The following is a 15,127-nucleotide window of genomic DNA, read 5'->3' as shown; positions in this document are numbered from 1 at the left end:
TGCCCGTCAGCTGCGCTGACTGAGATAACTTTTACGCAATAACCACTGATGGATCAGCGTGATAAAGGCCATCAGCACCACCAGCAACATCGCCAGCGCGCTGCCCATATTCGGATCGAGAGAAATATCCCCCGAGACCAACGCCGCGATACGCACCGGCACCACGTTAAAGTTACCGGTGGTCAGCGCATACACCGTGGCATACGCGCCAAGGGCATTGGCGAGCAAAATAACGAAGGTGCCGAGCAAGGCCGGGAACAGTACCGGAATACCGATATGACGCCAGTAACGCCAGCGTCCCGCGCCCAGCAAGGCCGCTGACTCGCGCCAGTCCTCCCGTAACGCATCAAATGCCGGATACATCAGCAACACGCCGAGCGGGATCTGGAAATAGGTATAGAGCACAATCAGGCCGTCTTTTGAATAGAGGTCGAAGTGTTCCATCAGGCCATATTTTTTCAGCAGCAGCGTCAGACAACCATTCAGGCCAAGCAGGATAACGAAGGCGAAGGCCAGCGGTACGCCCGCAAAGTTGCTGGTCATGTTAGTAAACGACATCACAAAGTCGTGCAGCTTTGTCGGGCCAAGCTGGCGAAGTGAGTAACTACCCACTAACGCAATAAGCAAACCGTATAAACTCGACCAGATGGAAATATCCAGTGAGAAACGCATAGCCTGTAAATAGAACGGTGATGTCAGAATGTCGGTGTAATTGCCCAGTCCCCAGGCTTCATAGGTTTCGCTGTAAAAGCTGCTCACCGCAATCCATGTCAGCGGCGCCAGCTGAAAAGCGATGAAAAACACCAGAAACGGCAGCATAAACAACGCCGCAATCCACTTAGCTTTCATCGGGTATCCTCTAAAAGTGACGGGATTCAGGCCAGTAATGCCGCGCAATGTGGCTTGTCGTGGGCAATATTGAGGATCTGACAAACAGTTCCGCATAACTCCGTCTGCAACGGTGCGGCCTCTTTGAAGCTGAACGCACTGCCGAAGACGAACAGCGGCACCTGACGCTCCTCCGGCAAAATACCGCCGTGGCTGCGGTCATCATTCATACCGTGATCCGCAGTCACGATCACCTGATAACCGGCGTCCAGCCAGTCGCCCAGATAGCGCGACAGGATGCCGTCTGCGGTGCGTGCTTTGTTGCGGTATTGGGGCGTCGACAGGCCAAATTTATGCCCGGCATCATCAATGTTCATCGGGTGGATCAGCAGGAAGTCGGGATCATGACGACGACGCAGGCTTTCGGCGTCATCGAACAGATGCGAATCAGGGTAACTATCATCGTAATAAAAATGGCCGTGCTGGATAGTCAGCGAGTCATCGCTGGTGTGGCGGTCACGCGGCGGGTCAAACGGCGTGCGGTTATACAGCTCGCTGACCCAGTGATAAGCCGCAGCAGCCGTCGTCAGGCCAGCGTCGCGGGCATAGTGGAAAATACTACGTTGAGTCGATAACCGGTCAACGTGGTTGTGAACAATGCCACTCACCACCGGCGTGATACCGGTGAGAATGCATTCATAAAGTGGCCGGGACAGCGAAGGCAATTCGCATTCCAGTTGATACAAGCGGCCGCGTCCTGCGGCACACTGGGCTTGCAGATAACCCATTGCGTCGCGGCCGACCTGATAATTCAGCCCGTCGAGTACTACCAGAATGCTCTTCATACCATGTATACCTTTCATTTCTTACAGGTGTTGTTATTAACCAATGCTTTCGCTGTCCGGTTTTTCTTATTTTTTAATCAATTACTGCTGCATGTTGATCATGACGTTTTCCTGCCACAGACGCGGCAAGGTTTTCGCGCTCTTATCCCAGGCAGCCGGATCTGCAATCGGGTGCGCATTTTTGTATTCGCTGGAAGGCAACAGTTTGGCTTTTGCATCGTCTGGCAGCGTGATGTGATCGGCACGGATTGGACGGGCATAGCCTTGTGCCAGATTGATCTGACCGGCATCAGAGAAGATGTATTCACGCGCCAGTTTGGCGGCGTTCGGATGTTTGGCGAATTTGTTGATGATCGTGGTGTAACCGGACGTGATAGTGCCATCAGATGGGATCACCACGTCGAAGCGGGTTTTGTCGATTTTGTCGCGATAGCTCAGACCGTTGAAGTCCCAGACTACGCCAACCTGCACTTCACCTTTTTCCAGAGACGCGATGACCGGGTTAGTCAGGCTCAGACGCCCTGCTTTCGCCAGTTTGCCAAAATATTCCAGACCTGGTTTCAGGTCCTTTTCATTGCCGCCCATCGCGTAAGTTGCCGCCAGCACGCCATTTGCGGCCTGCGCTGCGGTGCTCACGTCACCGATAGTCACTTTGTATTTGCTGTTTAGCAGATCAGCCCAGCTGTGTGGCTCATCTTTCACCTGCGATTTATCAATGATGAAGGCGATAGTGCCGGTATAAGCAAGTGCCCACATACCCTCTTTATCTTTTGCCCAGTCTGGTACCTGATCCCAGGTGGTCGGTTTATAGGGCTGAGTCACGCCTTTTTGCACGGCAACGGGTCCAAAAGCTGCACCCACGTCGCCAATATCAGCACTGGCATTGTCTTTTTCTGCCAGGAATTTCGCGATCTCCTGTGCCGAACTCATATCGGTATCGCTATGTTTCAGGCCATACTTGGTGCTCAGATCACTCCAGGTTCCTTTCCAGTTCGCCCAGTCATCAGGCATACCGACACTGTTTACCGTTCCTTCGGCTTGTGCCGCTTTCAGGAGTGCAGCAGGAGGTTCAGCGGCAAATGCCGATGAAGCGGAGAGGACAAGCGCGCTGGTTAACACAGAAGCGAACAACTGTTTCATAACGGATGCTCCGGATGGTAGTGTGTGTGAAGTGCTGGTCTAGTCCAGCAAGAACCAAGCCAATCTAACGCTCAATTGTGATAATTATATGTCAGCGCGAAAAAGCAGCAGTTTTAAGCTTATCGCTGTTAACAAGCGCACATTATTTACACGATGAAAGTTCAGATTGGTGCAAAAACGCACTGAAATGAGGCTTGCTGACCGATGAGTGAATCGCAGACTACCCTTGCCGTTATCTGCAAGGCATTAAGCGAAAGTATTGCGGCCGGGGCATTTTCTGCCGAGGGAAGGCTGCCTTCTGAGCGCACGTTGAGTGAACAGTTTTCCACTACCCGTATTACATTACGGGAAGCATTGAGCCAGCTTGAGGCCCAGGGTCTGATTTACCGGGAAGTACGCCGGGGCTGGTTTGTTTCCCCGCCACGCATTGTCTACAACCCGCTGCAAAGAAGTCACTTTCACGCAATGGCGAAAGATCAGGGGCGCAGCGCAAAGACCACAGTGATTAATGCGAAGCACTGTATTGCCAGCGATACGGTGTGTCAGAAGTTATTGTTGCCGTCAGAGAGTGAGGTCATTTGCATCCGGCGGTTGCGTTATATCGATAACCGCCCGGTTTTGTACGTCGAGCACTATCTTAATCCTCTGTATTTTCAGGGCATTCTTGACGCGGATCTCACGACATCGCTGACTGATTTGTACGCATCCCGCTATGACATCCATTACGGACGCGTGCGTTTCGACATGGTGCCGACATTGCTGCCTGAAGAGGCGTCACATGCACTGAAAGTGGCTCCCGGTAGCCCGGCGTTGTTTATTACGCGGACCAACCGTGACCAGCATGACCGGGTCATCGACTGCGATTTAGAATACTGGCGCTATGACGCGCTGCACATTGATGTGGAAGTGAGTTGATTTAAGTGGAAAAAAACACCGATGGGATACCCTAAATCATTCGAGATGAATTAAGGCGGCAACTGAATGAACCCCAGGAGCTTACTGAAGTAAGTGACTGGGGTTCGTGATGGCAGCCAACGCAGAGTCAACTTGAAGGATGACGGGTATTAGTCGGCGTCGTAACCTAAGTTCGGCGCCAGCCAGCGCTCCACTTCGGCGACTGGCATATTTTTACGTACCGCGTAATCTTCGACCTGATCACGCTGGATCTGTGCCACGGCGAAGTATTTGCTGTCAGGGTGGCTGAAATACCAGCCTGACACCGCAGCACCCGGCCACATCGCAAAGGATTCGGTCAGTTGCATACCGGTATTGGCTTCCACATCCAGCAGCTTCCAGATTTGCCCCTTTTCAGTGTGTTCAGGACAGGCCGGGTAACCGGGCGCCGGACGTATTCCCTGATAATTCTCGCGGATCAGCTCTTCGTTGCTCAGATTCTCGTTGGCGGCAAAACCCCAATACACCTTGCGCACTTTCTCATGCAGGTATTCCGCAAACGCTTCTGCCAGACGGTCAGCCAGCGCCTTGATCATGATTTTATTGTAATCATCATGCTGTTTGTCATACGCCTCGGCCAGCGCATCCTCCTCCAGCCCGCCGGTTACAGCAAATGCCCCCATGTAATCTTTCTTGCCGCTGGATTTCGGTGCGACAAAGTCAGCCAGGCAATAGTTGGCGAAATCGGTTTTTTCCGTTTGCTGACGCAGATGATGGCTGACCACCAGCACGTCTTCGCGGCGTTCATCGCTGTAGATTTCGATGTCATCGCCTTTGCGGTTTGCCGGGAAGAGGCCGACGACGCCGCGTGGGTTGAGCAATTTCTCAGCGCAAAGTTTATCGAGCAGGTCATTGGCATCTTTGAACAGGCGTTTCGCTTCTTCGCCGACAACTTCATCTTCAAGAATGCGCGGATATTTACCTGCCAGCGACCAGGTCATGAAGAACGGCGTCCAGTCGATGTAATTGCGCAGTGTTTCAATGCTGGCTTCGACTTTCTGGATGCCAAGACGATGGGCCACTGGTGGCGTGTAAGCTTCCCAATCGATAAAAGTAGCGTTGTCGCGGGCCACTTCAAGACTCACTGGCGGCGTGCGCGGCTTTTTACGACCATGCTGGATACGTACAGTGTCGTACTCTTTACGTGTACGTTCGATAAACGCGTCCCGCTGATCTTTTGACAGCAACGCAGACACCACGCCGACAGAACGCGAGGCGTTTTGCACGTAGCAGGTCACACCACTGTAATTTTTTTCGATTTTCACCGCAGTGTGCGCTTTCGATGTGGTTGCGCCGCCAATCAGCAACGGCATGGTAAAACCACGCCGCTCCATTTCTTTCGCGACGTTGACCATTTCATCGAGTGACGGCGTAATCAGCCCGGAAAGCCCGATGATATCGACGTTTTCTTCGATGGCGGTTTTCAGGATTTTGTCCGTCGGCACCATTACACCGAGATCGATAATCTCGTAGTTATTACATTGCAGCACCACGCCAACGATGTTTTTACCGATGTCATGGACATCGCCTTTGACCGTGGCCAGCAGGATTTTGCCGTTGGTCTGGCCCTTTTCCTTGCTGGCTTCAATGTATGGCTCCAGATAGGCCACGGCCTGTTTCATCACGCGCGCGGATTTCACCACTTGCGGCAGGAACATTTTACCGGCACCAAACAGGTCGCCGACGACGTTCATACCGTCCATCAGCGGGCCTTCGATCACTTCGATAGGACGCGCGGCCAGCTGACGGCACTCTTCGGTATCCAGTTCGATAAATTCGGTAATGCCTTTCACCAGCGAGTATTCGAGGCGTTTTTTCACGTCCCAACTGCGCCATTCCGCCTGCTGCTTATTCGCTTCTCCATCGTCCTTGCTGCCACGGTATTTTTCAGCCAGTTCAAGCAGGCGCTCAGTACCATCATCGCGGCGGTTGAGGATCACATCTTCGACGGCGTCGCGCAGTTCAGCCGGTAAATCATCATAAATCGCCAACTGACCGGCGTTGACGATGCCCATATCCATACCGTTGCGGATGGCGTGATACAGGAAGACGGCATGAATGGCTTCACGTACCGGTTCGTTACCGCGGAAAGAGAATGAAACATTGGAAACACCGCCGGAAATCAGCGCATGCGGCAGTTGTGCTTTGATATCGGCGCAGGCTTCGATGAAATCGACGGCGTAGTTGTTGTGTTCGTCAATGCCGGTCGCCACCGCAAAGATATTCGGGTCAAAAATGATGTCTTCCGGCGGGAAGCCGACTTTTTCAGTCAACAGCTTGTAGGCACGGCGGCAGATTTCAATTTTGCGGGCGCGGGTATCCGCCTGCCCGGTTTCATCGAATGCCATGACCACAACGGCCGCGCCGTACCGGCGTACCATACGGGCGTGGTGCAGGAAGGCTTCTTCGCCTTCTTTCATGGAAATGGAGTTAACAATCCCCTTGCCCTGAATGCATTTCAGGCCTTTTTCGATAACATCCCATTTGGAGGAGTCGATCATGATCGGCACACGGGCGATATCCGGTTCACCGGCAATCAGGCTGAGGAAACGCACCATTGCCGCTTCGGCGTCGAGCATCCCTTCATCCATGTTGATATCGATGATTTGCGCGCCACTTTCTACCTGCTGACGGGCTACAGCCAGCGCTTCCGCATACTTTTCTTCTTTAATCAGTCGCTTGAAACGAGCAGAACCGGTCACATTAGTACGTTCACCGACGTTCACAAACAGCGTCTGTGGATCGATGGTCAGCGGTTCCAGCCCTGCCAGACGACAGGCAACAGGAATGGTCGGTAAAGCGCGGGGCGGTACGCCTTCCACGGCTTTCACCATCGCCGCGATATGCGCAGGCGTGGTACCACAGCAGCCACCGACAATGTTCAGAAAGCCCGAGCGTGCCCATTCGGCAATATGCTCAGCCATTTCTTTGGCTTCGAGATCGTATTCACCGAAAGCATTAGGTAAACCGGCGTTCGGGTGCGCGGTAACATAACATTCTGCAATACGAGATAACTCAGCGACATACTGACGTAACTCATCCGGCCCCAGCGCGCAGTTAAGGCCAAAGGTGAGCGGTTTAACGTGACGCAGCGAGTTATAAAAAGCTTCGGTTGTCTGGCCAGATAAGGTGCGGCCGGAAGCATCAGTAATCGTGCCGGAAACCATGACAGGCAATACGATGCCCATTGCTTCGAATTCACTTTCTACTGCGAACGTCGCGGCTTTGGCGTTGAGAGTGTCAAATACGGTTTCGATCATGATCAGATCGGCACCGCCTTCGATCAGTGCCCGGGTGGATTCGCGGTAGGCTTCAACCAGCTGATCGAAAGATACGTTACGAAATGCGGGATCGTTAACATCCGGGGAAATCGACGCCGTCCGGTTGGTCGGGCCTAAAACCCCGGCAACATAACGCGGTTTATCCGGCGTACGGGCGGTCCACGCATCGGCACATTGACGCGCCAGCCGCGCAGCTTCATAGTTAATTTCAGCCGACAGCGATTCCATATGGTAGTCAGCCATTGCAATCGTGGTGGAGTTGAAGGTGTTGGTTTCGAGGATATCTGCACCAGCAGCAAGATAACCGTTATGGATCTCGACGATCACGTCGGGTTTGGAGAGCACCAGAAGATCATTATTGCCTTTAAGATCGCTTTCCCAGTCAGCAAAACGCTCACCACGGTAATCTTCTTCTTCCAGACGATAGCTTTGGATCATGGTGCCCATGCCGCCATCCAGAACCAAAATGCGCTGTGCCAGCTGCTTATGTAGCGCCTCAACTCGATTAGTCACTTTCACCTCATCACACATCACGCACACCCGGCAAATTGTTCATTCATGCGCCGGAAATCATGGTCAACATCCTAGCATACCTTCCTCAGCCAAAAGCCCGCACCGACGTGAGACTTTTTCAATTCGGGAAGACATCCCGCAAACGCAGTGCAACACATCGGATGAGCGTAAAGGCAGGTTGCGATCCATACTGTAAAAACGAAAACCAATTCCAAAAATGATTTTTCTTCGCCAGCTTTTGGCGCATCTTACAAGGAACAGGCTCATGGCAACGTCCGTAACGGCTCCGGCCAAACGTGCTAAGAAAACCAAAGCCGCGGCTGTAACCGGCAGCGCAGCGACCGGGCAGGTGCAGTCCCTGACACGTGGCCTTAAGTTGCTGGAATATATCGCTGAAGCCCAGGGCAGCGTGGCACTGACCGATCTCGCCCAGCAGGCGGGTTTACCCAATTCCACCACCCACCGCCTTCTGACCACCATGCAACAGCAGGGATTTGTCCGTCAGGTCGGCGATTTGGGCCTGTGGACCATTGGCTCACATGCTTTTATCGTAGGAAGCAGTTTCCTGCAAAGCCGGAATTTACTGGCAATGGTGCATCCGATGTTACGCCGCCTGATGGAAGAATCCGGCGAAACGGTGAATCTGGCGGTGCTGGATCACAGTGATTATCAGGCGATCATCATCGATCAGGTGCAGTGCAATGCCCTGATGAGGATGTCCGCGCCGATTGGTGGCAAATTACCGATGCATGCGTCGGGTGCCGGTAAAGCATTTCTTTCGACGTTGCCGGAAGAGCGTCTGGCAAAACTGCTGCATAAAATAGGCCTGCACAGCTATACGCCCCTGACAAAAACGTCTCCTGTGAATCTGAAGCAGGAGTTGGCGGATACCCGTAAACGCGGCTATGCCTTTGATGATGAAGAGCATGCGCTCGGACTGCGTTGTGTGGCAACCTGCATTTACGACGAACACAACGATGCCTATGCGGCGATTTCAATCTCGGGCCCGGTTTCACGAATCACCGATGACCGCGTGACGGAACTGGGTGCACTGGTGATTCATGCGGCGAAAGAAATCACGCAGGCCTACGGCGGTGGAAAACACTGAGAAAGATGCTGAAATCCCACCATTATCCGGGAGGATTTCAGCAAATTAACGCTGGCTAAAACGCCGGGAACGACGATACGCAAAAACATCTTCGACGTGCCCTTCACGGATACGCTGTTGCAAACCGCGCCAGTAACCGGCGCTAAACAAATCGTCGTGTAGCGTTTCAAAGATTTGACCAAGGCGTTTGTCGCTGCAAAGGAAATGCCGGAATTCTTCCGGGAAAACATCGCCCGGAGCAATGCTGTACCAGGGTTCGCTGGCCAGTTCATCCTCCGGGTAACGGGGTGCGGGAATATCGCGGAAATTAACTTCAGTCATGTAGCAGATTTCATCGTAGTCATAAAACACCACACGACCATGACGGGTCACGCCAAAATTCTTAAACAACATGTCGCCGGGGAAGATATTCGCCGCAGCCAGTTGTTTGATCGCATTGCCGTATTCTTCAATCACGTCATGAAGCTGCGTATCGCTGGCCTGTTCCAGATATAAATTCAGCGGCGTCATACGCCGTTCAATATACAGATGCCGGAGCGCAATGCTGTCCCCCAGATCTTCTATCTTGGCAGGTACTTCGCACTGTAGTTCAGCCATCAGTTCAGGGCTGATGTTTTTCTTCGGCAGAACAAAGTGCTCAAATTCCTGGGTATCGGCCATCCGCCCGACGCGGTCATGCTCTTTCACCAACTGATAGCAGGCTTTGACCTGTGCCTCAGTCACTTCTTTCTGCGGCGCAAAATTATCTTTTATCACCTTGAACACGCGGTCACTGCCAGGCAGGGTAAATACCAGCATGACCATGCCTTTGACCCCCGGCGCAATAATAAAAGACTCGTCGGTTTGCGCTATAAAGTGCAAATGCTCACGGTAACATTCTGTTTTTGCGTGTTTTTGACAACCGATAGCGCTGTACAGCTCAGCCGTGGTTTTGGCCGGTAAAATCTCACGTAACCATTCAACCAGCGCACCGGGCTGCGGGGCATACACCATAAAATATGAGCGGGCAAAGCCAAAGACTATGCTGGCATCGTTGCTTTCCGTCAGACAGGCATCAACAAATAACTCATTCTGATGACTGAGATGCACCGGCAATAACAGCGGGAATACCTGTGAAGCACATCTGATTTTGCCGATTATCCACGCGGCTTTATTGCGATAAAAAATCTCGGTAGCGATCTCAATATCAGCATCCGCAAGCCACTCTGCGGGGAAGCGTTGCTTTAATGCAGTGGCAATATAATCCACATCACGGTTCGCATCCTCCCACGGTAAGCGCACCGGCAGGTCATCAAGGACTTTTACCAGCGTGGCAAAGAAATTACCCTGAACCGGGTAGAGGCGTGACAAAGGACGGGCACAATGTTGCTGACGCCGGGAGGACTGCTCACTGAAAATAAAAAGTTTGTCCGCTGTCAGATCGCGATGTTTGAAAATCCGGCAATAGACTGAATTAAAAAAGCTTTCAGCGATTTCAGCCCTCGGATAATCAGGCAGTAATCCGGAGTAACATTCCTTTATGCGGATCAGAAACGCGGCATCATAAAAACGCTGGCCGGTAATGCATTTGAGCTGGGCGACAACCAGACCGACATGGTGGTCATACAAATGGATACGTTGCTTCATCGCTGCCTGTACCGCTGACCAGTCGGCATTTTCAAAGCGCTGCTGCGCCCCCGATGTCACTTCGAGAAAGCGGCCGTACTGGGCGTCGAACCCCTGTAAAATAGTCTGCGCAATCAACAGCTCTATACGCATAGTGGCGACTCCCTGAGGAAAGAGACCCGGCTTTCACCAGGTCTGATGAGCATCAGTGTGACGTCGGAGAAAACTGCTGTTCTTCGGTAGAGCCGGTGAGTGCGGTGACCGAGGAGCGACCGCCCTGAATAATGGTGGTGACTTTGTCGAAATAGCCGGTTCCGACTTCCTGCTGATGAGAAGCAAAGGTATAGCCGCGATCTATGGCCGCAAATTCCGGCTCCTGCACTTTATCCACGTAGTGCTTCATCCCCTCGCCCTGTGCATAAGCATGGGCAAGATCGAACATGTTGAACCACATGCTGTGAATGCCCGCCAGCGTAATGAACTGATACTGGTAACCCATCGCGGCCAACTGGTCCTGGAAACTGGCGATGGTTTTATCGTCGAGATTCTTCTTCCAGTTAAACGATGGCGAACAGTTATAGGCCAGCAATTTGCCCGGGAATTTAGCGTGGATGGCCTCAGCAAAACGCTGAGCCAGTTTCAGATCAGGCGTCGATGTCTCGCACCACACTACGTCGGCATAAGGTGCGTACGCCAGACCGCGACTGATGGCCTGCTCAATACCGGCGTTCGTCCGGTAGAAACCTTCATGTGTTCTTTCGCCGGTAATAAACTGGCTGTCATACGGGTCGCAGTCCGACGTCAGTAAATCTGCCGCATCGGCATCGGTACGTGCCACCAATAACGTCGGCACACCAAGAACATCGGCGGCAAGACGCGCGGAAATCAGCTTCTGTACGGCTTCCTGTGTCGGCACCAGAACTTTGCCGCCCATATGCCCGCACTTCTTCACCGCAGCAAGCTGATCTTCAAAATGAACGGCGGCAGCACCGGCTTCAATCATGGATTTCATCAGTTCAAAGGCATTGAGTACGCCACCAAAACCGGCTTCAGCGTCCGCCACAATCGGCAGGAAATAGTCGGTATAGCCAGGCTGCCCGGGCTCAATGTTATTGGCCCACTGGATCTGATCAGCGCGACGAAAAGTGTTGTTAATCCGCGCCACAACTTCAGGCACCGAATTCACAGGATACAAAGACTGGTCGGGATACATACTGGAAGCCGTATTGGCATCCGCGGCAACTTGCCATCCCGAGAGATAAATGGCTTCGATACCCGCTTTTGCCTGTTGTAAGGCCTGGCCACCTGTCAGCGCGCCGAGGCAATTCACATACCCTTTACGCGATGCGCCGTGGAGTAAATTCCACAGGCGGGCGGCTCCGTGCTGAGCCAGCGTACACTCCGGATTGACTGAACCTCGCAGGCTGATCACTTCTGCCGCCGTGTAAGGTCGGGTGATATTTTTCCAGCGTGGTTGGCTCCACGTTTCTTCAAGCTGCTGAATTTGCTGAGTACGGTTCGTTTTCATGGCAAATACTCCGGTCTTTTTATGTGTAGGGTAAGAAGGATCAGGCCAGCAGCTGATAGCCCGGCAGGGTCAGGAAGTCGATTAACTCATCTTGTGTGGTGATTTTTTCCATCAAGGCAGCCGCCTGCGTGAAACGACCGGCGCTGAAACGTTGTTCGCCCAACTCCTGCTGAATAACCAGCATTTCTTCGTTCAGCATGCGGCGGAATAACGGCTTGGTGACGGGTTGTCCGTCATTAAGCGTTTTGCCGTGGTGGATCCATTGCCAGATGGATGTGCGGGAGATTTCAGCCGTGGCAGCATCTTCCATCAACCCGTAAATCGGGACGCAGCCGTTGCCAGAAATCCAGGCTTCAATGTATTGCACTGCGACGCGAATATTGGCGCGCATTCCCTCTTCAGTACGCTCGCCGGAACAAGGTTCGAGTAATTGCTCTGCAGTAATTTCGGCATCTTCTTCACGTAGTACATCCAGCTGGTTTGAACGGTTGACCAGCGCTTTATCGAACACTTCAAGCACGGTGTCAGCCAGCCCAGGGTGTGCAATCCAGGTACCATCATGTCCGTTATTCGCTTCCAGCTCTTTATCTGTCCGGACTTTATTCAGCACCCACTCGTTACGCTTAACGTCTTTGCTGGGAATAAAGGCTGCCATTCCGCCCATCGCAAATGCTCCACGCCGGTGACAGGTTTTAATCAGCAGCCGGGAATAAGCATTTAGAAAAGGCTGAGTCATCGTTACGGACTGACGGTCAGGTAATATACGGTCAGAATGATTCTTCAACGTTTTGATATAACTGAAGATGTAATCCCAGCGACCACAGTTCAATCCGACAATGTGATCGCGCAAGTGGTAAAGGATTTCGTCCATCTGGAAAACCGCAGGCAGGGTTTCAATCAGCACCGTGGCTTTAATCGTGCCCCGCGCCAATCCCGCATAATCCTCGGCAAAACTGAAGACCTGGCTCCACCAGTCAGCCTCATGATAAGACTGCATTTTTGGCAGATAGAAATAGGGGCCACTGCCTTTTGCCAGTAATGCGCGATAGTTATGGAAAAAGTACAAAGCGAAATCGAACAACGAACCGGGAATAGCTTCACCCTGCCAGTTCACATGCTTTTCAGGTAAATGCAGGCCACGTACACGACAAATCAGAACGGCAGGATCAGGTTTGAGCTGATAAATTTTCCCGGATTCATTGGTGTAGCTGATACTCCCGTTCACCGCATCGCGTAAGTTAATCTGCCCTTCTATAACTTTCTGCCAGTCCGGTGCCAGAGAGTCCTCAAAATCCGCCATAAAGACTTTTACATTGGCGTTCAGCGCATTGATCACCATCTTGCGTTCGACAGGACCAGTGATTTCTACCCGGCGATCCAGTAAATCAGCCGGAATGCCCCGTACCTTCCAATCTGAATTTTTTATGGAATTCGTTTCCGAAATAAAATCAGGCAACACCCCCTGATCTATCTTCTGCTGTACGGCAATGCGATCGGCCAGTAATCGATTTCGCAGCGGGGTAAAACGGACAACCAGTTCGGATAAAAAATCCACGGCTTCTTCGGTCAGAATTTGCGCTTCGTTTTCACCAAAACGGCGCGTAAAACCAAGCTGACTGCGGGTAATTTGCTCAGACATCGTTTATCTCCTGATTTATCTGCTTAATCTGCCAGACCGCCTCACTGAACAGATGCTATTACGGTCGAAAACATACCCGAGATACGCTCATGATCCTGAGGTGGCTTTTCTCTGGTTATTTATTGCCCGATAGATTTAAGCGTAATCAGTAATTTCATAAAATCAAAAACGATTTCCATTTTATTTAAAAATTAAAAAAGTTCTGTTTTTAATCAATTAGATAGAATTAAATAAATTTTCCGTAAAATGGGAATGAATTTCGAATCTAAGAAAAATGTATGCAGAAGGAAGAAGATCAGAAAAAAGATCGCAGGGAGAAAAAGGGGAGAAAAACAGACGACCGATAAGATCGTCTGCTGGAAGCGGAAAGGGATTTACTCGAGTGTCGGATTCATCTGGCGCAGATCAAACGGCGTGATCTGATAAACATAGTAATTCAGCCAGTTAGTGAACAGCAGATGTCCATGGCTTCGCCAGGTCGCCTTCGGTGCCAGCTCGGCGTTATCCTGCGGGAAATAGTTGTAAGGCATTTCAGGTGATAACCCCGCCGCCACATCACGCAGATACTCTCCTGCCAACGTTCCCGCATCATATTCAGGGTGCCCGGTCACAAAAGCCATCCGCTTATCTTTTGTCGCAAAGAGATAGGCGCCGGCTTCGTCGGATTCAGCAAAGATCTCCAGATCCGTGTGCTGGCGGAGCACATCAGCCGGAAAATCTGCATAACGGGAATGGGGTGCCAGGAAGCTTTCATCAAAGCCACGGGTCAGTAATGCCAGCGGTTGCAGCGTCTGATGAGGATACACACCCGAAAGCTTCGCTTCGCGGGTCATTTTAGGTAGTCCATAAAGCACATTCAGAGCAGCCTGAACCGCCCAGCAAACAAAAAGTGTGGATGTTACATGCTTTTTCGCCCAGTGGATCACGCGCTCAATTTCCGGCCAGTATGCTACATCACAAAAATCGACCAATCCTAAAGGCGCACCGGTAACGATCAGGCCATCATAGTTGTCATGCTGAATGTCTTCAAAGTCACAATAGAAATTATTCAGATGCTCTGCAGGGGTGTTTTTAGATTCACGACTGTCAATGCGCAGCAGCTGCACATCTATCTGCAGAGGAGAGTTGGAAAGCAGCCGTAAAAACTGATTTTCGGTCTCAATTTTCTTCGGCATCAGGTTGAGAACCAGCACCTTAAGAGGACGGATCTCCTGCGTTTTCGCACGTGATGACGTCATGACAAAAACGTTCTCATTGCGCAGGAAATTCACGGCTGGTAATTCATCTGGAACCCGGATCGGCATAACAACTTCCTCACTACATCCATTTATACGTTTAGACTTCTAGATAGCCGAAGATAACGGGTTTTGATTGAGATGTCGAGCCTGCAAGCGGTAAGTGAAAATGTTTCAGCTTAAGCTACTAATTTAGACGGTCTGGTTATAAAGGAGAGCAGTTCAGGGCGCAGGAGAGATAAAAACGGCGAGTTAAGTTGTGGATCCTGACGGTTTTTAGGATAGATAATGTACAGAGCATTTCAAATTCCGCATAGCAAAAAGCCCCGTACTTTTGTACGGGGCTTTCCACTTATTTGATGCCTGGCAGTTCCCTACTCTCGCATGGGGAGACCCCACACTACCATCGGCGCTACGGCGTTTCACTTCTGAGTTCGGCATGGGGTCAGGT

The 15,127-nt window shown here is 51.7% G+C and carries 10 protein-coding genes and 1 rRNA gene; 2 read left to right on the top strand and 9 right to left on the bottom strand.

Annotation, left to right across the window (positions count from 1 at the left end):
* Positions 1–6: 6 nt before the first annotated feature.
* The 3 genes from ABIC79_RS07305 to ABIC79_RS07295 all read right to left on the bottom strand — a co-directional run bounded on the left by ABIC79_RS07305 (position 7) and on the right by ABIC79_RS07295 (position 2,813).
* Complete coding sequence (locus ABIC79_RS07305) at positions 7–849, bottom strand: ABC transporter permease (RefSeq protein ID WP_037034946.1); 843 nt, start codon at positions 847–849, stop codon at positions 7–9.
* Between the two features lie 26 nt (positions 850–875).
* Positions 876–1,673: an alkaline phosphatase family protein gene (locus ABIC79_RS07300; RefSeq protein ID WP_013577384.1), complete on the bottom strand. Its 798-nt coding sequence runs from the start codon at positions 1,671–1,673 to the stop codon at positions 876–878.
* Positions 1,674–1,754: 81 nt separating this feature from the next.
* On the bottom strand, positions 1,755–2,813 hold the full coding sequence (locus ABIC79_RS07295; RefSeq protein ID WP_013577385.1) for an ABC transporter substrate-binding protein: 1,059 nt from the start codon (positions 2,811–2,813) through the stop codon (positions 1,755–1,757).
* A 204-nt stretch (positions 2,814–3,017) separates the two neighbouring features.
* Between ABIC79_RS07295 and ABIC79_RS07290 the strand changes: the two genes are divergently transcribed.
* Positions 3,018–3,728, top strand: coding sequence for a UTRA domain-containing protein (locus ABIC79_RS07290; protein WP_153376136.1), 711 nt, complete (start codon positions 3,018–3,020; stop codon positions 3,726–3,728).
* A gap of 149 nt (positions 3,729–3,877) precedes the next feature.
* Here ABIC79_RS07290 and metH read toward each other — a convergent pair whose 3' ends face one another.
* A complete protein-coding gene (gene metH / locus ABIC79_RS07285) occupies positions 3,878–7,579 on the bottom strand; it encodes a methionine synthase (RefSeq protein WP_354566696.1) in 3,702 nt (1,233 codons plus the stop codon).
* Between the two features lie 247 nt (positions 7,580–7,826).
* Between metH and iclR the strand changes: the two genes are divergently transcribed.
* Entirely contained in the window at positions 7,827–8,669 is an 843-nt protein-coding gene (gene iclR, locus ABIC79_RS07280; RefSeq protein ID WP_013577388.1) for a glyoxylate bypass operon transcriptional repressor IclR, read from the top strand.
* Between the two features lie 45 nt (positions 8,670–8,714).
* On the opposite strand, the gene aceK is transcribed toward iclR, so the two are convergent.
* The 5 genes from aceK to rrf form a co-directional block, all read right to left on the bottom strand.
* Positions 8,715–10,427, bottom strand: a complete 1,713-nt coding sequence (gene aceK, locus ABIC79_RS07275) for a bifunctional isocitrate dehydrogenase kinase/phosphatase (protein ID WP_126125251.1) — start codon at positions 10,425–10,427, stop codon at positions 8,715–8,717.
* 52 nt (positions 10,428–10,479) lie between these two features.
* Positions 10,480–11,802 (bottom strand): isocitrate lyase, encoded by a 1,323-nt coding sequence (aceA, locus tag ABIC79_RS07270; protein ID WP_013577390.1) that lies wholly within the window; start codon positions 11,800–11,802, stop codon positions 10,480–10,482.
* 40 nt (positions 11,803–11,842) lie between these two features.
* Positions 11,843–13,441 carry a malate synthase A gene (gene aceB / locus ABIC79_RS07265; RefSeq protein WP_119262163.1) on the bottom strand — a complete coding sequence of 533 codons (1,599 nt, stop codon included), beginning with the start codon at positions 13,439–13,441 and terminating at the stop codon, positions 11,843–11,845.
* Positions 13,442–13,815: 374 nt separating this feature from the next.
* Positions 13,816–14,745 carry a homoserine O-acetyltransferase MetA gene (gene metA, locus ABIC79_RS07260; RefSeq protein WP_013577392.1) on the bottom strand — a complete coding sequence of 310 codons (930 nt, stop codon included), beginning with the start codon at positions 14,743–14,745 and terminating at the stop codon, positions 13,816–13,818.
* 292 nt (positions 14,746–15,037) lie between these two features.
* A 5S ribosomal RNA gene (gene rrf / locus ABIC79_RS07255) occupies positions 15,038–15,127 on the bottom strand; the annotation flags it as partial.

This window comes from Rahnella sp. 2050, assembly GCF_040544515.1.
Classification (GTDB): Bacteria; Pseudomonadota; Gammaproteobacteria; order Enterobacterales; family Enterobacteriaceae; genus Rahnella; species Rahnella aceris.
The sequence above is the reverse complement of the archived record's forward strand: the minus strand, read 5'-3'. Positions and strand labels throughout refer to the sequence as shown.